This is a genomic window from Arcicella rigui, assembly GCF_034929435.1.
Lineage (GTDB): Bacteria > Bacteroidota > Bacteroidia > Cytophagales > Spirosomataceae > Arcicella > Arcicella rigui.
Genome location: NZ_JAYFUM010000018.1, coordinates 72,563 through 97,993, shown reverse-complemented (window position 1 = coordinate 97,993; position 25,431 = coordinate 72,563). Strand labels below are relative to the sequence as shown.

At 36.0% G+C, this 25,431-nt stretch carries 21 protein-coding genes; 7 read left to right on the top strand and 14 right to left on the bottom strand.

Annotated features, from left to right (window positions below; genetic code table 11):
* Nucleotides 1–172: 172 nt before the first annotated feature.
* Nucleotides 173–1,411 (top strand): DNA (cytosine-5-)-methyltransferase, encoded by a 1,239-nt coding sequence (gene dcm, locus VB248_RS15370; RefSeq protein ID WP_323297685.1) that lies wholly within the window; start codon nt 173–175, stop codon nt 1,409–1,411.
* On the opposite strand, the gene VB248_RS15365 is transcribed toward dcm, so the two are convergent.
* From VB248_RS15365 to VB248_RS15350, 4 genes are all read right to left on the bottom strand, one after another.
* Nucleotides 1,387–2,151 (bottom strand): Eco47II family restriction endonuclease, encoded by a 765-nt coding sequence (locus tag VB248_RS15365; RefSeq protein WP_323297684.1) that lies wholly within the window; start codon nt 2,149–2,151, stop codon nt 1,387–1,389. The genes dcm and VB248_RS15365 overlap by 25 nt on opposite strands.
* 114 nt (nt 2,152–2,265) lie before the next feature.
* A complete protein-coding gene (locus VB248_RS15360) occupies nt 2,266–3,099 on the bottom strand; it encodes a universal stress protein (RefSeq protein ID WP_323297683.1) in 834 nt (277 codons plus the stop codon).
* Nucleotides 3,100–3,201: 102 nt separating this feature from the next.
* Nucleotides 3,202–3,567 carry a Crp/Fnr family transcriptional regulator gene (locus VB248_RS15355; protein ID WP_323297682.1) on the bottom strand — a complete coding sequence of 122 codons (366 nt, stop codon included), beginning with the start codon at nt 3,565–3,567 and terminating at the stop codon, nt 3,202–3,204.
* Between the two features lie 198 nt (nt 3,568–3,765).
* The gene (locus VB248_RS15350) at nt 3,766–4,458 is read right to left on the bottom strand and encodes a Crp/Fnr family transcriptional regulator (protein ID WP_323297681.1); all 693 of its coding nucleotides are present in this window, start codon (nt 4,456–4,458) and stop codon (nt 3,766–3,768) included.
* A gap of 205 nt (nt 4,459–4,663) precedes the next feature.
* Between VB248_RS15350 and VB248_RS15345 the strand changes: the two genes are divergently transcribed.
* From VB248_RS15345 to VB248_RS15320, 6 genes are all read left to right on the top strand, one after another.
* A complete protein-coding gene (locus VB248_RS15345) occupies nt 4,664–7,081 on the top strand; it encodes a heavy metal translocating P-type ATPase (RefSeq protein ID WP_323297680.1) in 2,418 nt (805 codons plus the stop codon).
* Between the two features lie 520 nt (nt 7,082–7,601).
* Entirely contained in the window at nt 7,602–8,771 is a 1,170-nt protein-coding gene (locus VB248_RS15340) for a pyridoxal phosphate-dependent aminotransferase (RefSeq protein ID WP_323297679.1), read from the top strand.
* Nucleotides 8,768–10,705, top strand: a complete 1,938-nt coding sequence (locus tag VB248_RS15335; RefSeq protein WP_323297678.1) for a DsbA family protein — start codon at nt 8,768–8,770, stop codon at nt 10,703–10,705. The genes VB248_RS15340 and VB248_RS15335 overlap by 4 nt, the downstream gene beginning before the upstream one ends.
* A gap of 250 nt (nt 10,706–10,955) precedes the next feature.
* Nucleotides 10,956–11,702 carry an acyl-CoA desaturase gene (locus VB248_RS15330; RefSeq protein ID WP_323297677.1) on the top strand — a complete coding sequence of 249 codons (747 nt, stop codon included), beginning with the start codon at nt 10,956–10,958 and terminating at the stop codon, nt 11,700–11,702.
* A gap of 102 nt (nt 11,703–11,804) precedes the next feature.
* A complete protein-coding gene (locus VB248_RS15325; RefSeq protein WP_323297676.1) occupies nt 11,805–12,617 on the top strand; it encodes a phytanoyl-CoA dioxygenase family protein in 813 nt (270 codons plus the stop codon).
* A gap of 88 nt (nt 12,618–12,705) precedes the next feature.
* Nucleotides 12,706–13,095, top strand: a complete 390-nt coding sequence (locus tag VB248_RS15320) for a group III truncated hemoglobin (RefSeq protein ID WP_323297675.1) — start codon at nt 12,706–12,708, stop codon at nt 13,093–13,095.
* 87 nt (nt 13,096–13,182) lie between these two features.
* Here the strand turns inward: VB248_RS15320 and VB248_RS15315 are convergent, their stop codons facing one another.
* From VB248_RS15315 to VB248_RS15270, 10 genes are all read right to left on the bottom strand, one after another.
* Nucleotides 13,183–15,606: a TonB-dependent receptor gene (locus tag VB248_RS15315; protein ID WP_323297674.1), complete on the bottom strand. Its 2,424-nt coding sequence runs from the start codon at nt 15,604–15,606 to the stop codon at nt 13,183–13,185.
* Nucleotides 15,607–15,926: 320 nt separating this feature from the next.
* On the bottom strand, nt 15,927–16,967 hold the full coding sequence (locus VB248_RS15310) for a hypothetical protein (RefSeq protein WP_323297673.1): 1,041 nt from the start codon (nt 16,965–16,967) through the stop codon (nt 15,927–15,929).
* Nucleotides 16,964–18,616, bottom strand: coding sequence for an FAD-dependent oxidoreductase (locus VB248_RS15305; RefSeq protein WP_323297672.1), 1,653 nt, complete (start codon nt 18,614–18,616; stop codon nt 16,964–16,966). Before VB248_RS15305 ends, VB248_RS15310 begins: the two co-directional genes overlap by 4 nt.
* Nucleotides 18,613–20,109, bottom strand: coding sequence for a polyamine aminopropyltransferase (locus tag VB248_RS15300; protein ID WP_323297671.1), 1,497 nt, complete (start codon nt 20,107–20,109; stop codon nt 18,613–18,615). Before VB248_RS15300 ends, VB248_RS15305 begins: the two co-directional genes overlap by 4 nt.
* 2 nt (nt 20,110–20,111) lie before the next feature.
* Nucleotides 20,112–20,330: a DUF350 domain-containing protein gene (locus tag VB248_RS15295; protein WP_323297670.1), complete on the bottom strand. Its 219-nt coding sequence runs from the start codon at nt 20,328–20,330 to the stop codon at nt 20,112–20,114.
* 54 nt (nt 20,331–20,384) lie between these two features.
* The gene (locus VB248_RS15290; protein ID WP_323297669.1) at nt 20,385–20,558 is read right to left on the bottom strand and encodes a hypothetical protein; all 174 of its coding nucleotides are present in this window, start codon (nt 20,556–20,558) and stop codon (nt 20,385–20,387) included.
* Nucleotides 20,559–20,566: 8 nt separating this feature from the next.
* Nucleotides 20,567–21,925, bottom strand: a complete 1,359-nt coding sequence (locus VB248_RS15285) for a DUF4178 domain-containing protein (RefSeq protein WP_323297668.1) — start codon at nt 21,923–21,925, stop codon at nt 20,567–20,569.
* On the bottom strand, nt 21,894–22,244 hold the full coding sequence (locus tag VB248_RS15280) for an S-adenosylmethionine decarboxylase family protein (RefSeq protein ID WP_323297667.1): 351 nt from the start codon (nt 22,242–22,244) through the stop codon (nt 21,894–21,896). The genes VB248_RS15285 and VB248_RS15280 overlap by 32 nt, the downstream gene beginning before the upstream one ends.
* A gap of 93 nt (nt 22,245–22,337) precedes the next feature.
* Nucleotides 22,338–23,621 (bottom strand): McrC family protein, encoded by a 1,284-nt coding sequence (locus VB248_RS15275; RefSeq protein ID WP_323297666.1) that lies wholly within the window; start codon nt 23,619–23,621, stop codon nt 22,338–22,340.
* Nucleotides 23,618–25,402, bottom strand: a complete 1,785-nt coding sequence (locus VB248_RS15270; RefSeq protein WP_323297665.1) for an McrB family protein — start codon at nt 25,400–25,402, stop codon at nt 23,618–23,620. Before VB248_RS15270 ends, VB248_RS15275 begins: the two co-directional genes overlap by 4 nt.
* Nucleotides 25,403–25,431 lie beyond the last annotated feature (29 nt).

Below are 25,431 nucleotides of genomic sequence, written 5' to 3'. Positions count from 1 at the left end.
CGTCTCTGTTTGCATTCAAAGTTCTGTATGTCAAAATTTTAGATTAAAAATCGTTATAAGATTAACTAAAAACTCCTCATTACAAACTCCTCACTCTTCATTTACACCATTTGGGTACTTATTTTTTTAGTCTTAAATTTGTAACCATTGTATAAGGTTAAACAATTTGGTTATGAGTGAATACTTAACGTTAGCAGAAGCATCTGAACTAATAGGAAAAAGCAAAGAAACCTTGAGAAGGTGGGACAGAGAAGGAAAATTATCTGCCATTCGTGAGCCAATGAGTAATTATAGGTTATATAAAAAAGAGGAAGTAGAGGCTTTGTTTGCGGCTTTTGTTGCCCAAGACATGAATGAAGAAGTATCTAATTTTGTGGAAGCCGAACGAGATTATACCGTTTTAGAGCTTTTTGCAGGTGCAGGTGGTTTGGCTGTGGGCATGGAAAAAGCAGGGTTGAAATGCGTAGCTCTGAACGAAATTGATAAATGGGCTTGCCAAACGCTTCGTAAAAACAGACCAAACTGGAAAGTATTAGAAGGTGACATCAAGGCTTTTGATTTCTCGGAATATCATAATAAAATAGATGTTGTCACGGGCGGATTTCCCTGTCAGGCATTTAGTTATGCTGGGAAAAAATTGGGTTTGGCTGATGCACGAGGAACACTCTTTTATGAATTTGCCAGAGTAGTCAACGAAGTGAATCCTCCGATTTGTATTGGCGAAAATGTTCGTGGTTTATTGAGCCACGAAGGCGGCAAAACATTGGAAGGTATGATTTCTATTTTAGATGAAATTGGCTACAATGTTGTACCTGTACAAGTGCTGAAAGCCATTCATTATAAAGTACCACAAAAGCGTGAACGCTTGATTTTGGTAGGTATCAGAAAAGACATTGAACTGCAATACGAGTATCCGAAGCCGTATAAAAAGGTATATAATTTGCGTGATGCCTTGAAAAAAGGAGAATTGTTTGATAGTCATGTACCAAAATCAGAAGGAGCGAAGTACCCAAAAAGTAAAAAAGAAGTCTTGGATTTAGTGCCACAAAAAGGCTATTGGCGAGATTTACCACTGGAAATTCAGAAATCTTTTATGGGTGGAAGTTTCCATTTGGGCGGAGGAAAAACAGGTATTGCCCGAAGAATCGGTTGGGACGAACCTTGCCTGACGCTGACTTGTAGCCCTGCTCAGAAACAAACTGAAAGATGTCATCCAGAAGAAACTCGTCCGTTTACTGTGCGTGAGTACGCTCGTATTCAGACTTTCCCTGACGATTGGCAATTTGAAGGTTCAATTGCACAACAATACAAGCAAATTGGTAACGCTGTCCCTGTGAACTTAGGACGAGAAGTCGGTTATTCAATCGTTAAGTTTTTAAATCAGTATTATAGTTTATCAAAACCCAAGTAATAGCCATAATTTTCGGCTGTAATTTGGTCTAAAATACTTCTTTCAGAAAGTACAGTTTCGGCTTTAATTTCATCCAAAGCCGAGTTTTCAATTACTTCTTGATTGTTTTCGATAGAAGAAAGATAATCTTCAATGGCAAGAGGAAGTACTTTATATAATTGATAAAGTGCATCTTCTTGTCCTGAAAGTAAAGCATAAAATTGGTCGCCCGAAATTTTATATACTCTGCTGTGTCCGTACTCTTTTCCATTGATTTCGCCCGTCCATCTTTCGTTGAAACTTCCCTTTGCTAAAATCTGAACCCAATAACATTTAGCTTGTTTGTAGCTATCGGCGTAGCGAGCCAATTTCTGAAACAAACTCTCAGCCGAGCTACTATTCATGGTATTATGTTTGTTTTTGATGTCGGCAAAAAGGCTATTGTCTTTTGCTTTTATATCAAAACCACTCAGATTTCCAACCTCAAAACCCTCGATACCACCCAAAATTTGTTCGTGAAAAGTACCGATTGAATTGTTGAAAGACTTATCAATTTGGCGTAAAACTTCTGCTTGAATCAGGCTTTCTTCATCAATACTATTGAATTTTGCATCAAAAGTAAGTTTGATGCTATCGACTTTATTGTTGTAAAAATTCTTTTTTGAAACGTTACTTTTTGCCTTTAAATAAGCAGTATGAAGATTAGCCACACAGCGAAGTAGGTGTTCGTCTGAGATAAAAGCTACATATTTATTTTCCATATTGGGTCATTTGAGGTTGAAAAATGTCCTCAACAAAATTACTAATAATAGAACGGGGTTTCGTAAAATCATTGAAATTTTACGAAACCCCGTTCTGATATAGGCTTTGAATATTTACTTTTGGAAAAATAGTAATGGTAATTTTCCTGCTTGAACGAAGTGTTTTGTAACACTATCGTTGAAAAGTTTATCTAAGAATGGCTTTTCGTGTACCGCCAAAAGTAAAACATCGGGTGGCTGGTTTTTGATATAAGTTTCTAAGCCATCAATGATTTCTGCACGACTAAGTGTAATAGCTTTTAGTCCTTCGTGTTGAAACTTATCTTCTAACAAATGAATCATTTCTTGAATAGAATGTCCGAGATTCATTTCAAAATAATCGTGAATATGAACGGCTTTGAGTTGCGTACCCAAGGGTTTGGTGAAACTATAAATTCTTTGAATAGCGTCTATTTCATCGCCTTGAAAATCAGCGGCGTATAAAATATTTTTAGGATAATTGAAAGAAGCGTCTTCTGGAATTACCCAAACTGGGCATTGTGCCAATTTCATTACTTGCTGTGCATGAGTACCCAACCAACGATCCAGAATTGTACCTGCACCTTTTGTTCCCATCACAATCATATCGGCTTTGATAGAATTGGCAATATTGACAATTTTATCAGCCGCCAAGCCGTACTCTACTCGTTGGCTTACTCTTTCGGGAGCTAAACCTGTTTTTTCAATAAATTTTACAGTGAAGTTTTGTAAAGCTTGTTCTGCTTCTTTTCTATTTCTTATGATAAAATCCTCTATTTCAGAAGGGAGCTGATATTCAGAAACAGTAGGAATGCTATATACATTTAATAAAATAATTTTTGCATTGAATAACTTCGCCAACATACCCGCATACTGTGCCGCATGGGTAGCATTATCACTAAAATCTGATGGGAAAAGAATCGTTTTCATATAACAATGTTTAAGATTTATGCTCGAAGTTCTTCTATTTTTTTGCAAGAAATTATGACGCTACTTTGATGAAAAAATGATATTTATCAGTAACCTATTGAACTATTCAAAGGTCTTGTCGCTTTCTTCCAATTGGTTGCAGATACTCATCATAAAATACCGACGAATATCTGTATGTTCGTGGATAAGAGCGTCGATAAGTGATTTTTCAAAAATCAGAAAAATGGAATGTTCCAATACTCTTACGGTATAAGGATGCTCTTTTTCTAAAAGCATTTCTTCTAAGCCCAAAAAGTATTTTTTGTTTTTAAGAACTTTTGTGTTTTTTTGTCCGTCCTTCAGTTCCACACTTCCGTCTTTGATGTAGAAAACATAATCAGGGTGTTGCCCTTTCCTATATAAAAAATCACCTTGTTTAAAACTTAACTGTATCCCACTGGATAGTATTATCTTTTCTGCGTCGTTCATGGTTGTTTCAAATTATTCTGCCGACAAGTTACCGCTTAGAACATTTTGCTGAAATGACTTTTATCAATGGCTTTATTGACAAATTTATTCCAGTTTTTTATGGCAGACCTTTTGCGAAGGTTGCGGCTCGTCAATTTGAAGATGAAATGGTGTTACTGTATCTGAATTAAATGCTTGATTCTGAATAATACTTCATTCTTAATCGTAAAGACTGCTGATTTTTAGGAGTTTATCCGAACGTAAAATCGTGATTTCACTTCCTTTGGTAGAAATAATTCCTTCTTCTTTAAATTCTGAAAGAAAACGAATAACAGTTTCTTTGGCTGTACCTACAATCGAAGAGAGGTCTTCACGAGAAATAGAAATTGAAAAATGTTCTGCTTTTTTATCGTCGTAAGTATTTTTTAAGAGCAGTAAAGCCTCCGCCAAACGTTCACGAACTGGCTTCATCGCCAAATGCACCAGTTTATCTTGTGTATCACCAAGTACTTTTGCCAACATTTTCATCAAATCACTGGCTACTTTTACGTTGGTATCTATCAAATGATTGAATTCTGAAATGGTAATAAAACAAGCCTGAGTATCGTCCAAGGCAATTGCCGAAGCACTGTATTTTGTATTTTCAATCAAAGAACGATAGCCTAAAGTATCGCCTTTTTTTACCAGTCTGATTACCTGTTCTTTACCATCAGAGCCTAAACGGCTTACTTTTACTTTGCCATCAAAAATGCAGAAAAGTCCTAATGGACGATTGCCCTCGTGGAAAATCACCTGCCCTTTTTTATAAACATTAAAGCATTTGTTTTCGCTAAGTTGGCTAAGTTCGTCGTGTGTACAGTTTTTGAAAAGAGATGAATGTCTGAATTCGCAAGTATTACAATTAGGGTTCATGGGCTATATCATTTTAATATTATCACCGAAATTGCTCGTTTATATTTCTTTTGTAAATGACTTTTATCAGTTTTAAAAATCTCCTTCCTCATATTTTAATCAACCACTGGATATGAACTTTGATAGACCAAAAACCTAAGCCTTTACAATTTCTTTATTTTCTTGCTTTGAATTGGCTTGGGGAACTCATCAAATGCCATCCTTTATGATTGCTACCGAAACTACGCAACTCTGTTTCCACTGTGGAAACGAATGCCCCGACGACCATATTCATCTGGAAGAAAAGTACTTTTGCTGTGACGGCTGTAAAACGGTTTATCAGATTCTCGACCAAAATAATCTCTGTAATTATTACGACCTTGATAAAAATGCAGGCAATACACCACAAATTGCCCGTTTCGATTTCTTAGATAATCCAGAAATTGCCAAATCGCTGTTAGATTTTCAGAACGAAAATATCTCGAAAGTAACCTTCTATATTCCTACCATTCATTGTAGCTCTTGTTTGTATTTACTCGAAAATTTGTATCGTCTTCACAAAGGCATTGAACGCTCGCAAGTAGATTTTTTGAAAAAACAAGTAGCCGTTACTTTCAGAAATGCTAAAAGTGAAAGTGCTGATGATGAAAGTATTAGCCTTCGTCAATTGGCAGAACTCCTCAGTTCGGTCGGCTACGAACCGCTGATGTCTTTGAATGATGTAGTGAAAGAAAAGCAAAAACCGACTTATCGGAAATTACTCACACAATTGGGGCTTGCGGGTTTTTGTGCAGGTAATATTATGTTGTTTAGTTTTCCGGAGTACTTGGGTTTGCAAGACAATACTTATAAGTTACTTTTTGGCTATCTCAACATCGTGCTGGCTACGCCCGTAGTGTTTTATTCGGGTTCGGGTTATTTTGAATCTGTGTATAAAAGCCTCCGAAAAGGAATTGTCAATATTGATTTCCCGATTTTACTGAGTATTCTGGTCGCTTATTTCAGAGGTATTTATGAAGTCGTTTTCAATCATGGTGCAGGCTATTTTGATTCGGTAACAGGACTCATTTTCTTTTTATTAATCGGGAAATGGTTTCAAGAAAAAACCTATCATTTTCTTTCTTTTGAACGTGACTATAAGTCTTACTTCCCTTTGGCGGTTACTCGTTTGGTGCATGGCAAAGAAGAATCTGTTTCGGTAAGTGCTTTGAAAAAAGGTGATAAAATTCTTATCAGAAATGGTGAATTAGTCCCTGCCGACTCGCTTTTATACCGTGGCGATGCTCAAATAGATTACAGTTTTGTAACGGGCGAATCTGCTTTGGAGGAAAAGAAAATCGGCGATTTCCTTTACGCTGGCGGACGACAAGTAGGCGGAACGATTGAAATGGAAGTATTGAAAGAAGTATCACAAAGTTATTTAACACAGCTTTGGAACAATGATACTTTTCAGAAAGAACAAGACAGTCGGATTAAGTCTTTTTCAAATTTAGTAGGCAAGTACTTTACTTTTGGGGTTTTGACTTTGGCATTTTCAGTGGCAACGTATTGGTATTTTCAAGATTCCAGTAAATTGTTGAATGCCTTTTCTGCGATTTTGATTATTGCTTGTCCTTGTACTTTGTCTTTGAGTTATCCATTCGCTTTAGGAAATGGGCTTAGAATTTTAGGAAAACATCATTTTTATTTAAAAAATGGAGAAGTAATCGAAACGTTGGCCAATTGCGATACCGTGGTATTTGACAAAACGGGTACTCTTACTACTTCTGAAGGTTCAAAGGCACAGTTTCATGGCAAACGCCCGCTTTCCTTGTTTGAAGAAATGATGGTAGTTTCGTTGGCACATAATTCTTCGCACCCAGTTTCACAAAAAATCAAAGAATTGTCGCACGATAAACATTTCTTAGAGATTGAAAACTTTCAAGAAATCACTGGAAAAGGCATCGAAGGAAATTATCATGGACATTACCTAAAATTAGGAGCAAGTACTTTTGTGCATCCAGATTTAGAAGAAGAGCAAGCAATTTTTACAGCTTCGGTTGCACACCTTTCGATTGATGGCAATTATTTAGGCTATTTTGCTTTGCCGAATCATTATCGTAAAGGAATTGATGAAACGATTTTGACTTTGGGTAAAAATTACACTATTTATTTACTTTCTGGCGATAATCAGAATGAAAGAACGCAGTTGGAAAATTGGTTTCCTAACAAAGAAAATCTTCATTTTGAATGTAGTCCACAAGATAAATTGGCGTTCATCAAAAAATTACAAAGCGAAGGCAAAAAAGTAGTGATGATTGGCGACGGACTCAACGACGCTGGAGCTTTGAAACAAGCAGAAGTTGGTATTGCCGTAACCGATGATACTTTGAATTTTACCCCAATGAGTGACGCCATTATTGCGGCAGAGCAATTGAAACAGATTCCAGCATTTATGAAGTATAGCCAATTTGGCTTAAAATTGATTCGTTTCAGTTATGTGTTTTCGCTGATGTACAATTGTATAGGTTTGACCTTTGCCATTCAAGGGACGCTTTCACCGATTGTAGCAGCGGTGTTGATGCCACTAAATTCTATAACTCTGGTCGGAATTGCTTCTATCGGAATGGTTTGGAAAGGCAAAAGAATGTTTAAAAGCGAATAAATTTGTAGATAATCCATAAAACTAAAAAGACTAAGCCTTCATTTGTGACAAGGCTTAGTCTTTTTGTTTTGTAGCAATTTCTCCGAAAAGCCCGATTGTCGGTTCAAAACCTATTATTCTCCTGTCAAATTTTTTCAATTACAGCACTAATCACAGAATCTCTGTTTTTCATCACTTCTTTGGCTCGCTTATTTTCAAGATTAAAGAATTATTTCAGAGCAAAATTGGCATAGTTTATGTACGTTTAAATTCTGTGTTGAGTGCTTAAATACTCATTTTGATAAAACTAATAAAAGAAGACCAATCGGATTTTTAGTTTTTCACGTAAGTATCCTCATTATTAGCCAAATACAATTTTCAAAGATTTCGATGAACCAATTTTTTAGAAAATAATATGATAAATTAAAAAACAATTTCTTTTCTTAAATTGTTTTTTCTGCATTTGTTTATAATATTTAACTTTTAGTAAAAGTGGAGTATCGTGTTTAATCTATCCAAACTTTAATAAAATCTTGAAATTATGTTTGAAAATACCTCGGTCGATTTAGTTACTTTAAAAAAACGAGCCTATAATTTACGTTGGGCAACTCTTCCAGAGGGAGTAATACCACTCACAGCCGCCGACCCTGATTTTCCTTGTGCCATAGAAATCACCGAGGCAATTAACCGCTACATCAAAGACAGATATTTAAGTTATGGCCCGCCTGATGGTTTACCCATTTTCAAAGAAAGTGTAGCGACATTTTTTCAAGATAAAAGAGGCGTACCTGCAAATCCACAATATATTTTTCCCGTAGATAGTGCAGCTTTTGGAATATATGCCATTTGTAAAGCATTTTTAATGCCCGATGACGAAGCAATAATTTTCGACCCTGTTGATTTTTTATTTAGGTATTCTATCGAAACACTCGGAGCAACTGCCGTACCTTTTGCCATTCCTGCGGGAACAGAGAAAGTCGATTTTACCGCTTTAGAATCACTTATTACCCCAAAAACTCGCTTAATCTGTTTGTGCAATCCTTTGAATCCGACAGGAAAAGTATTTACAAAAGAAGAGTTAACCCAGTTGGGAACGATTGCTTGTAAGTATGATTTAACGATTCTTTCGGATGAAATTTGGAGTGATATTGTATTTGCTCCACATACTTATACAAGTATTGCTTCGTTGGATGAAGCCATCAGAGAACGCACCGTTACGGTAACGGGTTACAGTAAATCTTATGGTTTGGCAGGCTTGAGAATCGGTGCGGTGATGACTTCCAACCAGAAGCATTTTGATAGATTAATGAGAGCGTCTTTACATCAATCTACCGTACATGGGGCAAATATTATAGGGCAAATAGCGGCATGTACTGCCCTAAATGAATGTCAGGATTGGTTAAAAGCTTTTGTAGCACATTTGTATCAAATGCGAAACCTCTGTGTAACGGAACTCAATAGCATCAAAGGCGTAAATTGTATCGCACCAGAAGGTTGTTATGTAGCTTTTGCCAATATTCAGCAGACTGGCAAAAGCAGTAAAGAAATACATGAATTACTGTTGAACCAAGCCAAAGTGGCGGTAGTACCCGGCTTAAAAGAGTGGTTCGGAGAAGGAGCAGATGGGCATATTCGCCTCAGTTTTGCTACTTCAAATGGAATACTTTCACAAGCTTTATCACAAATTAAAAACACTTTGAACTTATTATGAAAAAAGTAGTAATCATTGGCGGTGGGGTTGCTGGCTTGTCGTTGGGACTCTTGTTGAAGAAAAATAATTTTGAGGTTGTTATTAGCGAGAAAAATGCTAAAATGACATCAAGAGGTCATGCCTTTTTGATGCACATCGACGGCTGGTCTATTTTAGAAGAACTAAAAGAAGGATTAGATATTCCGCTACCCGGAGAAGAAATAGGTGTATTTTGCTTGAATAATCAAAACGGAGTACCTATCAAAAAACAAAAGCTGAATTTATGGAGATGTATTAAACGCAGAGATTTAATTCAATTTCTGTATGATTTATTTCCAGCCGAACAGCTTAAAGGTGGGCGTGCGTTTTCACATTTTATCTATGAAAATGATAAAGTTGTGGCAGCGGTCTTTCAAAATGGAGAAGTAGAGTATGGTGATATATTTGTAGGTGCTGATGGGGCCGGTTCGGCGGTGCGTGAAGCTACCATTGGCCCAGTACCTTTTACAGCAATAGAAGTAAAAGAAGTAGTTGGTATTAGTAGCCATGAAAAATTAGGAGAAATCTATCAGAATGTTTTCACTAAGTTTCAGTACCAAAACAAAGGGCTTAGTTTTGGAATGATTCCTGTTTCCAAAAAAGACTTTGTTTGGTTTATGCAATACAGTGTAAAGGATGGAGACTGTAATCAGGCTTGTACTCCTGAAGAACTAAAAGCATTTTGTGAATATCAATTAGCTGATTTTCCGCCAGTAGTAGCGGAGTTGTTATCTAATAATGACTATAAGACAAGCTACATTTGGAATACTCGTGATTTTGGTTTGCTTCCAAAATTTCATCATAAAAATGTAGTTTTCATTGGTGATGCAGCACATTTGGCATTGCCATTTACAAGTGCTGGCACAACTAATGCTATTTTAGATGCCCATAAACTAACGGAGCAATTACTCATTCATGAAGATTGCGAGGCGGCATTTACGCAGTTTTATGATGACAGAAAAGAATCTATCGAAAAACATATCAATTTAGGACGAGAACTGAAAGAACTTTTCGTAAATCCATCGCTTACAGATAATGAAAAGATGGTAGTTCCATTGATTTCTAAAAAGATAGATGAAGACGCTCGTTTTGAAAAACTCATTGATGTTCAGTACTTTACCGACCCAATTTGCTCTACTTGCTGGGTAGTTCAGCCGTTATTGAGAAAGCTCAAACTGGAATATGGAGCGTACTTTAATATTGAATATCGTATGGGAGGATTGCTACCTTCTTGGGACGATTTCCAAAGAGGAGCAATCAGTAAGCCTTCGGATGTAGCACCACATTGGGAGGAGGTTTGTCTTCTGCACGGGATTCCTTTAGATGGAGATATTTGGCTTGAAGATCCGCTACCTTCGTCGTATCCTCCTTCGATTGCCTTCAAAGCGGCTCAAATGCAAGATGCTGATTTGGCGGTTTTGTTCCTGAGAAGAATTAAAGAAATGCTCTTTTTAGAGAAAAAAAATATTGTTGATTTAGATTATCTCGAAAAAGCAGCTTTTGAAGTAGGGCTTGATTCCGCCAGATTTCTCCGTGACTATGAAAGTACTGCCGAAATAGCATTTAGAGAAGATTTAATCAAAGCTCAAGATATGCAAGTGGGCGTTTTTCCGACCCTAATTTTTACCAATAAAAATAACGAACAATTGGTAAGTAAAGGGTATCAAGAGTATGAGTATCTTGAACAAATCATTCATGAATTAGTACCAAACGCAAAGAAAAGAATCATCAATTCAGACCCTATGTATTTGTTTGGTAACTTCTCGACGATGACCAACAAAGAGTACTCATTTTTGAGTAATACTTCAATGGAAGAAACAGAAAACATTTTACTCGATTTATATACAAAAGGTTATGTAGATAAATATGAAAGTAAAAACGGAATTATCTGGAAAAGTAAATTAGCCATTTATTAGGTATCATAGCACACACCACAGAGTCTGCTTTGTGAAGTATCTTTTACTTTACAGGCAGACTTTTTTTATGAATATCCCAACAGAATCTCTCTTTTTTTATCAGTAAAACAAATAGTGAATGCAACCAATATTTTTACTCATAAAATACAAGAAGCCTATCAAATAATATTAATCATCCTCAGCCTATATGCTGACTTTTGTCATATTTTAAGCCTTTCAGTTGCTATAATTTTGTAAAAAAATATATATTATGGCAATTTTAATTTTCTTCGTAGCACACTGGTATTTATCTCTTTTTTCACAGACTTTCTTCTTACATCGTTATGCAGCACATCAGATGTTCACGATGTCGAAAGGTTGGGAGAAGTTTTTTTACTGGTTCACTTTTGTTACACAAGGCTCATCTTTCTTGAGTCCGAAAGCTTATGGTATCATGCACCGTTTGCATCACGCTTATGCTGATACTGAAAAAGACCCACACTCTCCAAGTTATTCTGATAATCTTTTCGACATGATGTGGAAAACAAAGGATTATTATAATGCTGTTTTAAACGACCGTGCTGGCATCGAACCGAAATTTTTAAAGAATGTCCCTTACTATGCTTTAGTAGAAAAGTTGGGAGACAAATGGTTTGTTAGAATTGCTTGGGGTACATTATATACACTTTTTTATATGAAGTTTGCTACCCATACTTGGGAATATGCTTTGTTGCCGATTCATTATTTAATGGGGCCAGTACATGGAGTAATCATCAACTGGTTTGCTCATAAATATGGTTATATCAACTTCAAAGTAAATGATACTGCCAAAAACTTATTACCATTCGATTTCTTGATGATGGGCGAGTCTTATCACAACAATCACCATAAATTGGGTGGAAGAGCCAACTTTGGTATCAAATGGCATGAATTCGACCCTACTTATCCAGTTATTTTGGTCTTGAATTTACTGCACATTATTAAGCTGAAACGTAATAATGATTTGAATTATATGTAAAATCAGTTGTGAGTTAGTGAATTGTGAGTTAGTGATTTTAGTTAAAGCCTCTAACTCACAATTTACTAACTCACAACTAACTATCACTCAATCGCAATTAAAATGGACTTTGAAGCAAAAACTTTTACGCTTGGGGAACAAATTACTCCTGAACAAAAAGCGTATTTCGACCAATATGGATTCCTACATTTTAAAAATTTTATCAGTAAAGAAACCGTAGAAGCTTTTAAAAAAGAGGCTCAGCGAGTAGAAAAAGAGTGGCTGGCGGCAGGAGTTGATAAAATAAATGGTATTCCTTTGAAATTCGGGAAAGACGAAAAAGGAAATCCTATGATTCAGCGTTTGTGTTTCCTGTCACAGCATAGTGCAATTTTACATGAGTATTTGCAAGACCCACGCTTGAAAGCTTTGTTGACATTAGTTCCAGATAATGCTAATCGCATCGGTGAAGATGAAAAAGACGGTTTGGTGTTCAATCATTATGTGAATGCTGATAATAGTAAATTTTCACAAATGGGATGGCATACCGACAGCCCAAGAGATTTATTTTTAGGGCAAAAAATCTTGAAGATGCTCAACGTCGGTACTCATTTAGATGACTGTCCGATGGAAAACGGAGGTTTGAGAGTACTTCCGGGTACGCACAAACTGAGCAAGATGAAAGTACTGTTTTTGAAAAAACAATTTATCGACCATAATCCAGATAAAAATGAAGTAGGACTCAACATCGAAGCAGGAGATTTGACAGTTCACGACGGCGACCTTTGGCATAGAGTAGAAGTATGTCCGTTTACAGGCGAAAAATCTCGTAGAAGAGTCATGTATTTTCCAATAGTTCAAGGAAAATATCAACCCAAAGATGAAAAGAGTAAAACACCATTTTATCATAAATTGGGTAAATTAGTGGTAAAATAGTTTTTTAGCTGTGAGTTATGAGCATTGAGCTTTTAGAAGTCATTGTTTTTTAAAGCTCGAAGCTCAAGGCTCATAACTCATTACTCAGATGAAAAAGAATTTAGAAACCCGTGCAGACATAGAACTCTTAGTAAATAGTTTTTATGATAAAATACGCCAAGACGCTTCAATTGGCTACATCTTTGATGAAGTGGCAAAAGTAAATTGGGAGAAACATTTGCCTAAAATGTATAGTTTTTGGGAAATGATTTTGTTCAATAAAGAAGGCTACGACGGTCACCCATTGCGTCCGCACCTAATTATCAATCAACAACATCCCCTAAATCCACATCATTTTGCTACATGGCTTGCTCTTTTTGACAATACGGTCGATGAACATTTTGAAGGCGAAAAAGCTAATGAAATCAAAACCAGAGCAAAAAATGTAGCCTTATCTTGGGCATTTAAAATTCATCATCTCAACAAAGCGGAATTATAGTCGAGTAAGGATATAAAATCAAAAAGCTCAGAAATTCGTTTCTGAGCTTTTTGATTTCTAATGAAATTATTTATGACTGAATTTAATTTAGAATTTAAACCCAGCACTCACATAGATTGTTCGCCCGTCGGCAGGCAACAAGCCCGGTCCAGGGTATCCGCCTGCTCTGCGGGTAAAGTAACGGGCATCGCTGAGGTTATTCACGCCTGCTTTTAGGTTATAATATTTCAAAAATTTAAAACTTGCCGATACGTCTTGCACCTGATAGGCTGGTATCAAACCTGTGGTAGCCGTCGCATTGGGTGAAGTGGTGTTACTGGCATCGGCATAAGCTCGCCCGATGTCGCTCAATTGCCAAGTGATAGAAAAGCCTTTTTTAGCATACGTAATTCCCCAACGGTTGATATGCCTTGGAGCATTTTCTACCTGTTTGCCAGCCAAATTCCCTTCTACGATTTGTCCATTTACTACCGATGTTGTCTTAAAATCTTGGTAGGTAGCGTCTATGTAAGCAATAGAAGCAAAAAAGGATAATCTACCAAAGGGCGATTGTTTAAAAATAGCCGTGATTGGGTCAAATTCGATATAGCCTTCAAAGCCTTGGCTTACGGAGCGTCCTAAATTACTGCGAAATTGATAAGTGCCTCCAGTGGCGTTAGTTCTACTAATTGTACCGATGCGGTTGTTATAACTGAGGTAGAAATAGTCAAGGTCGAATCGTAAGAAATTTTTTACCTTACCTCGGTAGCCCAAGTCGAAATTATAGCCTCGTGCATCTTGTAGATTTTCGTCGATTACGTCTGTGGTGGCTGGTGGCGTTAGGTCTGAAATAAGTACAGGGCGGTAAGCCTGCGAAATATTGGTATAAAATTCTGTTTGCGGACTCACATGGTATTCTGCTCCTGCTCCCAACAAAAAGAAAGTGCGGGTACGAGTCAGAGGGGTTAAGTTTGTCGGAACGCCATTGCTACTATTGAGTTGTCCTTCCATTTTCGACTCAATGTGTTCGATTCTTGCACCAGCCGTTAGTAAGAATTTTGGACTAAAACGCATGATATTTTCAACAAAAGCTGCCTGATTGGTATTCGTAAAATCAAGATTTCGAGCAAAATCACCTTCTGCCAAATTAAAATCCATCTGGCTATTAGCCGTGCCTTTACCAAGTTGCTTACGGTCTATATGTCCTCTAAAATACCTTAATCCAGTAGCCAGTGTATTGTTGAAACCCCATATTTTATAGTCGGTCAATAAGCGTAATTCTGTGCCAAGAGTTGTATAAAAATCACGGTCCACTTGTCGGTTACTGCTGAGATTATCGGCTGTGTTAATAGCGGCTACATTACCCACGCTGTTGCGTTCGGCAATGGTTGAAAAAACTTTCCAACTGAGTTTTGTTTTGGTATTAAATACATACTCGGCGTGTATCGACGGAATAAACCAAGGCGTACTAAACCAATTGCGGCTTCTGAGGCTTTGTCTTGGATTTTGTGCAAATTGTGCATCGGTTAGCCCACCTGCCTGCTGAAGGGCGGTGTTCATATACGTGGCATCAAACCCTATTTTGAGTTTGTTGCTAAGAGCATAACTGAGTTCTATATGAGCGTGGTCGGTATTAAATTGGCTATTTTCTCGCCAGCCATTGCCAAGGCGTTTTTGATAATAGGCAGTGTAGCTCAATCGACCTTCTGTGCCACCAATGTAATTGAAGCTACTGAATAAGCCATTACTTCCTACCGTATTTTGCGATTCTACGGTGATTCGGGTTGAAATATCGGGTTTGCGAAGAACAAAATTGAGTAATCCTCCAAATTGTGAGCCATATTGTAGCGAAGAAGCCCCTCGTACAAGTTCTATTTTCTCGACAATCTCCATTGGTGGCGTATAATATGCCTCCGGATAGCCCATAGGGTCGGGTGTAATATCGTAGCCGTTCATGCGAATATTAAACTCCCATGACCTGTTAGGGCTAAGTCCTCTTGATGCCACCCCCAGTTGTACGCCAGAACCATCGTTTTCCCAAATCGAAATCCCTGGCGTGCGACTAAATATTTGTCGGCTGTTGTTCATCGCTAAATTAGCATTCAAGTGAGCTAATTGTATCACTTCATTTTTTTTAGCTGCATTGATGCTAAAGCCCTCTACCTCAGCTAAATGCTCGTTTCCTTTGAGCATTCCATTGGCAGTTACAGCTACATCTTGCAAGGTTTCACTGTACTCGTTTAATACAAAACTTGCCTCTTGTTCAGTAGCTGTATTCACAGTTTTTTCTTGGGTTTTATAGCCTACACTCGAAACCACAACGGTATAAACGCCAGTTTTTAAAGAATTAATGGCATACACGCCATTGGTATTCGATTGCACACCACGGACAGTCCCTTTCAATACTACACTTACACCAGCCAAAGGATTGTGATGCTCATCTGTAATTTTTCCAGAAATACTCGTAATTTTTTGACCAAATAAAGAAGCTTGAATAATCAATAATACAGCAACCGTATTAAGAAGTTTCATATTTTAAAGAATTATTTATAAGTAAAAAGAAGTTTTTTGTTTTTAAATTATTGATTATCAGTAATTTAAAAAATGATAAATTTTGAAGGATACTCAATGAATATGCCCATACAATCGTAACTTTCTATTTTGTGTTACTTGTCGATACAAAATTAGGAAGGGATTCAGAATATTCTTATTTTTATTTAGAATAAGTTTAAATAAAACTTATTAAAATTGTTTATGATAATTATTAATAAATCTTTGGTTGAAGGCTTATGGTCAAGATTTATGGAGACGGAGATGTTTTAAGTGTAAAAATAAATCATGAAGGTCACTTCTTACTCAAACCCTTTCTTCCAAATAAAACCATCTAAAACATAATGAGTTACTTGTGGAAGAGCTAACAAAGGAACGAAGAAAGATAGAGCACTTGTTGAAAACGAAGTAGGTAAAAAATATGCCCAAGAAAAAAGTGTATCGTAGCTCCGCCACTGGGTTGCGTCCCAAATAGCTTCTTCAAAATAGGCAATCAAAACAATGATAACAATGAAAAACAATACTCCATTCTTACTAAATATAAGCCTACTAAATCCTTTTACTTGCCCTTTTCTTTTATGAAGGTCAAACCAAATTAAGCACATATACGGAACGCCATGAGCTACTACATTCAGTATGGTAAAGATTAAGTCGTTATTAAAATAAACAATCCCAAAATACCAAGAAGCCATTGTTCCTGCTATCAGTAAAATTCGAGGAATGTTTACTTGATGATTAAGCACACAGTAAGATTCCTTGAATAAGTATAGCACGATTAATCCAGCATAAATCCAATTAATAATTGATAAATATTGAGTGTTAGTAAATGAGTAAAAGTCTTGTTCTACAAACCAAAGAAATTCTCTTGGTGAATTCAAATGCCAATGGATTATCGGCAGAATAGTCGCTCCATAAATGGTGATTTCATCAAATAAATCTAAATATTTTGACTGATTATGTTGGCGATTGTACAAGCGAACAAATCCATATTGTTGCCTTATGAAGTGAAAAACAGCTAAATACGCTAAAATACGCCAAAACCATTCACTTCCGCCAAGCCAATAAATAGAGACAAAAACGAAATAACAGAGTAGGGGAGTCAGCGTATAGAGTATTCTATGTTTTTTAAAGCTTCCTGCATCAAAATAGGTTTTGAAAAGCATACTATGCACATGAGCTACATCTATCAATAATACAAAAACTACCCAAGCCCATAGGGGCGTTGTTTCATGGAAAAAATAAGATTGAGCAAAAACGAAAGCGAGTGCTAATGCCACAAAAGTTGGGGCAATGATGAACAATAAATCAGTCTTTGCGTTGGTAATCCAAGGTTGTTTTGTCATGAAATTGATAAGTATGGTAGTATTTCATTGGCTACTCGATTGCCTTGATAAAATGATTCTTCAAAAATAGAAATACCACTTAAATCGCTATGGGCAAAGAATATTCGATTATCAATATTTTGGGAAGCCAATTTTCGGTTTTCAGATGAAAGAAAGCCAAGTGTTGGAGCAATCATGCCATGTCCCCAAATTTTAAGATTAATTTCTTCAACTGTTGCTCTTATATTAGGATGAAAACTTTCTAAATCGGTCAAAATCTCCTCCGTCCATCCTTCATAAGTTTTCTGAATTGCCTCTTTACGTGCTTCCACGGGCGATTTATGCGATAAAGGTAAATAATAAGTGAGTACCCATTTATCAAGCTGCCGACTTACTTGTTGATGCGTGGCACTGATATAACCCAATGAAGTAGAATTGTATGCCACATTATCCCAACATAAAAAACCATCTCTTTCAATTGGCACTTTATTGACGGTAATATTGGCAACCAACCAAGGTGCGTATTGAAATGAATCAGTTGATATTTGGATGGATTCTTTTGGTAAAATTCGCTGATTGACGAATTGAGGCGTAGCCAAAATAATTCGTTGAGCTTTAATTTTTACTGAAACATTCTTGTTCCAATCGTAAGCGGTGGCTTCTACTCCGTCATTATTCCAATTTACTTGCGTTACCAGTGTTTTAGTCCTGATTTTATCTTTGAAATCGGTTGATAAGGCTTTTGCCAAAAAGTTGTTTCCTTCTGCCCAAGTCAATACTGCGTTAGTTTCAGCATTGTCAGCTTTTCCTCTTCTGGCGGCAAAATAATGAATACCTGCATAAGCAGAAGTATTTGTACTCGTGATACCATAATCATCTCTGCAACAATAATTGACGTACCAAAGTAAATATTCAGAATCAAAATGATGCTGACTCAAAAAATCAGTCATTGAAATAATATCTAATTGTCGATACACTTCATCTTTCGATGCCAAAGCCAAAGGAATATCAAAAGCCCAACGTCCATCAATTCCTTTTTCCTGACGGTATTGATTCATCAAAGCTAAAAAATCACTTATTTGCTTTCTGTCATTTTCTGAAATACCATAATTCGGGATTAATCCTTCTTGCCAACGTCCTTTCAAAAAAAGTCTTTCTTGTGGCGATTGACATAAATGATATTCATTGTAAATGGGTAAACCGTCTGAATTATAACCTGTTATGATATTGTGTTCTTCTAAGAATGTCAATAATTCTTTGTCTTCGTTATTAGGAATTGGTAAATAATGAGCAGCCCAAGGATAAGAGGTGGTTTCGTTTCGTCCTGCATCAGCGTTTCCGCCAATGTGGTCTTCTAAATCTACTAATAGAAAATTTTTATGACCAGCTTTGTGTAATTTCCGAGCGGCACTTAATCCAGCAATCCCCGTTCCTACTATTAAAATGGGTACTTCAATGATTTCTCCGCTTTGCTTTTCATCGCTTTTTTTAAGAATAGATAAGTTTCTTAATAAATGCCCTATTTGATGATTAGCTCCTAATATTCGTCCTTTAATGGTGGGTTTCACAGGGTTTAAAATTGCTTTTGTTCCCCAAGACAATCCGAAAATAGCTCCTAATCCAGCCAAAGAACGGAGTAAAAAAGTTTTACGTGTTAGCCTGTTGTTCATTGCACTTTTCCCCATTCTTCTTCAAAATAATGTACCAAAATCTGGTTATTCAATTTATTGGTTTCTGTCTGAACCGATTGCATATCTTTCGGAAAATACGCCATTTGTTTGAAAGAATCTTTGGTTAAAAATTTCAAATTTGGCACATACATTTCAGCTACATGAAATGCTGATTTTGAAGCTAAAACATAGCCCCATTCTCCAAATGAAGGCACATAACAATGATAAGGCTGCGTTTGTAGCCCGACCGACTGAAGCGTTTTATTGACACACCAAAATGATTTTGGAGCAACAAACGGCGATGTTGATTGCACCACCAAAATGGCTTCGTCACTCATTAATTTAGAAACTTCACGGTAAAAAGTATTAGTATATAATTTTCCAACGGAGAAATTAGAAGGGTCTGGAAAATCAATCACCACAAAATCAAATTGCTCATTCGTATTTCTTGCCCACTGAAAGGCATCTGTATTGATAACTTTTACTTTTGGATTCGTCAACGAACCTTGATTTAGCGAAGTAAGTAGCGGATTTTTTTTGAATAAATCCGTCATATAAGTATCCAAATCAACCAAAGTAATGTGTTGAATTTGAGGATATTTCAATAATTCACGCACCGCTAAACCATCTCCACCACCCAAAATCAATACTTTTTTAATGGTTTGTCGGCTTGCCATGCCCGGATGAACGAGTGCTTCATGGTAGCGGTATTCATCGGTTGAACTAAACTGTAAATTTCCGTTCAGAAATAATTTCAATTCTCGTTTATTCCGAGTTAAAATAATGCGTTGATAATGGCTTGATTTCGCAAAAATAATCTTATCCTGATACGCCATAGATTCCGACCAAGACATAATTTTATCGGAAAGTACAAAGCCAATCACTAATAGAACCAACACTGCCCAAGCGGATACTTTTAGGGCAATTTTATTCTTTAATTCATCCGAAAATTTATAACAAACAATTAAGGCAACAAGCGTATTGAAAACGCCAAAGAAAAATGAAGTACGAATCAAACCCATGTAAGGCACAAAAAGCAAGGGAAAAAGCACGGAAGCCAACAAAGCTCCGATGTAGTCGAAGGTGAAAACTTTAGAGACAATTTCTTTAAATTCAAACTTGCTTTTTTCTAATACTCGCATCAATAAGGGAATTTCTAAACCTACTAAAATACCCGTAAGACCGATGAGGAAATAAAGAATGATTCTGAAAGAGGCTACTTTATCGAATACCAAAAATAAAATTGATGAACTTGTTCCGCCTACTAAACCCACTAAGATTTCAATTTTCACGAACCAAGCCAATAATTCTTTCTCAACATATTTTGAGAAAAAAGAACCAACGCCCATCGAAAATAAGTAAACCCCAATAATAGTTGAAAACTGCGTTACGGAGTCACCCAACAAATAACTGGCGAGCGTTCCAGCGATAAGCTCGTAGATAAGTCCACAAGTAGCAATCACAAAAACGGCGAATAATAAAAGTATGGGCATAATTATCCGTGAATAGCCGAGCTAATAATGATGGCAATGGCAATTATAAAAGCAGCAAAAATGATGGCAATAGCCGTATTGTTTTTGTCCACCACTTGTTTGTAGATATTCTCAGGTGTTATTTTTTCAATAATCACGAAAGAAATCACTAAAATACAAATGCCAATAAATGAGAAAAGAATTGAGTCAACAACAGACTTTAGGTGAATGATATTTTCCATGTTTTTGTGCTAAAGGGTTTATGCGAAATCGAAAATGATTTGACTGTAAAATACTTATTTATGTTGAAATCCATTATTCGCACCTTGTGGCGACCATTTTTCAGGGTGAGAATCCATGAAGTAAAATAAGCCTTGTCCATTATATCTACAATATGAAAAGTAGAATAATGAAAGAGCTACAATACCAATGTAAGTCATTTTTTCGGGTGCTGGTTTATTAATTTTCATAGCCAATCTTAATTAAATGCGTCCAACCAAGAATCTTCTTCAAAAGGAGAATAATCACTTGCTTGCCAACGACGATACTCAAAAGTTCTTTCCTGATAGTAACTAATAACAGGGTAAATGCTCAGTAAAAGTAAAATAAATATAAATCCACCATAAACCGCTACGCCTCGATGCATCTTCAAACTAAAATTGGACACTAAACTGGGAAATGTTGTAGAGGGAGAAATTTCTAAATGGTATAATCCCTCTGGTACTTTCTCAATCATAGCATCTGTTTCATGACTACCTTCTGTCCAAGACTCTCCTCCTTCAACACCTGAGTAAAATTCAACTCCCATCGACACATTATATTCGTCTCCCGTTTTATCATTTATCAAAACAATATCCGTTTCGAGCCAATTATTATCGACATTGGCATCGAGTGTAAATTCTACATTGGCATTTCCATTTTTTAATTGAAAACTTGGCGAGATATAGACCTTCGAGCTGTCATAACCATTACCAACAGTACGCATTTCATTAACAGTGTCGTAGTAGAAACTCTTTTCAAATACCAATTCACTTTTTGTAAAATACATTTGGATAACCAAGAGTATTATCACCGCAACAACGCTAATTTGCATTAACTCAGTAAACCGAATTTTTGGCTTATAAGGCTCTAAAACGCCAACACCAAATGACTCTGGAAGGCGTATTTTCCCTTGCAAAGCTTCGTCCAGTTCTTCTACTGCAAGATATTCGCCTTTAAACCAATGTTTTTTATTCTCACCTTTTTCTGATGTTATTAAAAATGGAGGCAAAATATATTCCTTCACCAAAGTCTTTGGTACTTTGAGTAAGTCTATCGGAAACTCGCCATTAGCACCCTTTATACTTGCATGGTATTGGCTAAACAAACGATAATAATCATGATTGTAAACTGCTTCCTTGTCGTGAGATTGCTCTTTTATGAGCTTTTTATCATCTATCTCCTCTAAAAAAGTCCAATGTCCTTGATATTCAGTTAAAAAACGATAACCTACTTTGGCATTGTACAAATAATATTCTTGCCAAGTATAAGTATTGCCTTCTGCTTTTTTTAGTACGCCAACAACTTCAAAATCATTACCTTTAAGGGTTAATTTAGTACCTGTGGGAATGTCGGAATTACTTTTTTGAAACTTATTTTTATGGACTTCATCCACACGAAACTCACCATCATAAACGATACTTTTTTGTAATACATGTAGAGTACCACATGATTTACAGACCAAGTTTTTTGTTTCATCTTTCGTAATGCTGAGTAACGACGAACAAGCACCACATTGATGGTCTTGGTCATAACGATAAAGTTGATTAGCGGTTAATCTCATGAGAAGCAATGACATTGGCGTTGAACAATTCTATCAGTTTAGCGTAAATTCTATGAGCTATTTGATTATTGACTTTCTGATAATTTGAGAGGAAAACATCAAAAGTTATTCGCCCAAATTCTGGCCATGTATGAATAGAAATATGTGATTCTGTAAGACAAACCACTCCTGTAAAACCACCCGAAGGAAAGTTATGATACACCTCTCCAACTTTTGATAAGCCTTCACTTTCAATCAGTTGGTTGAGGAGTATTTGGCAAGCGTTAAAATCAGACAATTGTGTGGTTTCTTTACTAAGACAGTCACAAATAAGGTGCAATCCCGGTTGATACATTGGTAGATTTTTTTTCTGTAAAAATAGATAAAATCTAATTTAACGCAAGAAAATTTATAATAAACGGTTAAATAAGATGATAATAGTTTTCAATTAATTAAAGGCTAAAACTTCGTCAATCTGCTCAATTATCTTATCTTCTTCACCACAAACATCAATGTCAGCCGCCTTAATTGTTATTAATTTATCATTGGCAAATTTATCGGCAATGGTAAAAGTATCTACTTCCGAAGGCTTCGCTCCGTTTTTTGGATAAATCAATAATACTTGGTCAATTTCTCGCCTTATGGAGTAGGCAAGCATTTGATACATATCGGTTTGTGAAATCCCTTTTTTACTATCTTTTTTATCTCTGATTTTATACTTGGTATCAATTATCAAGTTGGGATTTTGCAGAATAATGTCATTCTTTATCTGAAATACGCTTTGCTCTGTTAAAAATCCTTTTCCTTGAGCGTTGGGTTTTCTATCGCTAAAATGAGTCTCAATGATTCCAAAAATAAATTCCTCAAAAACTACTTCCATCGGTAATAAAAGACAAAAATTATTTTTATTGGCATCCGACTGACTAATACTTGACGACGACAAAAACATTCGAGCCATTTCTAATATAATCGCCAAATCTTGATAAAGTGGATTGAGTTTTACCAAATCACAATGGCTTTCTTGGCAATATTCATCCGCCACATCGTCTAATAAAAACAATAGACTATTCAGTTTTTGCTTACTTTTTTCATTGTTTGTGAATGATAAAAGCATTCTGGAAACGAATTTTACAATTCGATTAAACTGATTGTCGTATAAAAATGGCTCGTATGTACAATGAAAAAACTGGTGTCTGCCTGTCAATAAATTATGTTGTACATACGGCTGAATGGCTAATGAACCTCGCAAATAACTCGTTTCTTCTGTAATTTCTTGGTAAGATTGATAGGGCTGATTGGTCAAAATTTCTTCTGTATGGTGTGCAAACAGAAAAATAAAGGCTTCCAGCCAAGTATCAAATGCTTGGCGGTCGAGCGGTAATTCAGCAAATGGTAAATTAATTTTTTTCCCATAACTTAACCAGTAAAGTACCTTTGAGCTAATTTGCTCTTGGGGCATTTCTTGGCAAATTTTAGGATAAATATTAAGCCTAAGCTCTTCAAACTGAATGAAACCAACGTAGTTATTCGCTCTAATTTTATCACCATCAAAAGTCAGGAAACGCTGCTTTTTCTTGTCTGAACCATAGAAAGAATCACGTTCGTCATCCTCCAAACCATACTGTTTTCTGCTTTGCCAAACTTCATCGAGATAGGTTTTAAAACGCTTGATTTTATCGTCAGAAAAGCCAGTACTTACTTCTTTACCAAATTCATAAATAGATTGTATCATTGAATGAGCAGTTGATAAGCACTTGGAACAATAGTATGGGTAAAACCAGCTTTGGCAATCGCTTTTTCTAACAACTCAGCGACAAGCTTGTTATCCTTAGCGTTGTAAAAGTATTCATTCAACAATGGAATTACCTTCTTATTCATCATTTTAACGAAGTCTAATTCCTCCCCATTTTTAGTCATAAAATAAGAATGCCCAATGGTAAAATCTATTCCCTTTTTAGCGATAATTTGCTCATTTAGCGATTCAAAAAACGTTTTATAATTGGGACTAACTTTCGATGAATCAGGATATAAAGCCGTAAATTCAAAGCGTCTTCGTAAGGCAATATCCAACAAAGCGATTGATTTATCAGCGGTGTTCATTGTACCAATAATGTAGAGATTTTTAGGCACAGTAAATTTGGTAACACCATCGGGCAAACGTACTTCTGTTTCAAATTCATTTCCCCAACGTTTGTCTTCTTCAATTAAAGTAATTAGCTCGCCAAATACCCGTGAAATATTCGCCCGATTGATTTCGTCGATGATGATTACGTAGTTTTTGAGGGCTACTGGTTGTACTCTTTTTGTTTTAGTTTTGGCAAATGCTTTTAAAACTTCAATGAGTGGATAATAATATACTCCTAAACCTTGAAGGTTATACTCTCGATTCCCTTCGTATAAATCTTGAATTGTTTTGATGCTTAAACTATGATTTGTAGCTCCACTTTGCTTTTCAAAACCAATATTTTTTTCTGTTAAATTGATGAGTTTAAATGAATAGTTATTAGATTTCATCGAAATTACAATCGGCTTATTTTCTTCGACAAGTGGACGAATAAATTCATCTAAAACCTCAGAAAAAGTAGGTTCTTCTACACTTTCTTCTAATGATGATTGCCGTAAATTCTTCAAAGCCCTATTACAAATCTCAAAGAAAATCCCTTTATGTTCACGAAAGCCCAAAGTATCTTCATTCAATTGTGGCTTAATACCCATCACAAAATCTTCATAACTATAATTTTGGTGAAAAGTAATAAACTCAACCTGACGGTCTTCTGTATGAGCTAAAGCCATTTTGTACCAATTGCGTGCTTCTTCATAACTGCTTGGAGTATCGTTATGAATAATTTTATAAGCCAATTCAACAGTACTATAAGTTTTGCCAGTGCCGGGAGGACCGTAGAGAATTTGATTGAGCGGGTAGGAGGGCATGGGATTAATGGTTGTTTTATCAATTGAACTATTCGATTCGTTGATTTTTAGTGAATTACTGATTTTATGGCTTAATTCTGTAAAATTTAATTCTTCTATGAAAAAATCCTTTTGTCTTGATTTTTCATAAATAAATTCTTCTATAACAGGTCTTATCTTTTCAAGATAATATACCAAGCAAGTACGCCAATCTTCAGGATTTTCAAAAATTAATTGATACTTGTTTTCTCGTTCTTTCTGTATAGGTGCTACATTTTTGAGCCTATCAATCAACTCATGATAAAATGGTATTTCAGCTTGTAAAGTACTATCACGAAAGGTAATGAGAAGATATACTGATTTTATTCGGTTATGCTTGTAATCTATGAAAATACTGATAGTCTGCGTTTGATTGAGTCTATCACTTGGCTTATAAAGCCCAATAGTTAGATATGAATCATCGTCACCTCCCATGAGATAACCATTTTCCCAATTTCTAACGCCTCTTGTCCTTCTGGGGAAAAAATAAAAATCAGGGTTAGTCTGATGATATGCCATCAAAAAATCGTAAATCTCGCTGTGTAGTTGCAGTATTGGTTGCATGTTAAAATGGGCTTTGGATTGTTAGGTTG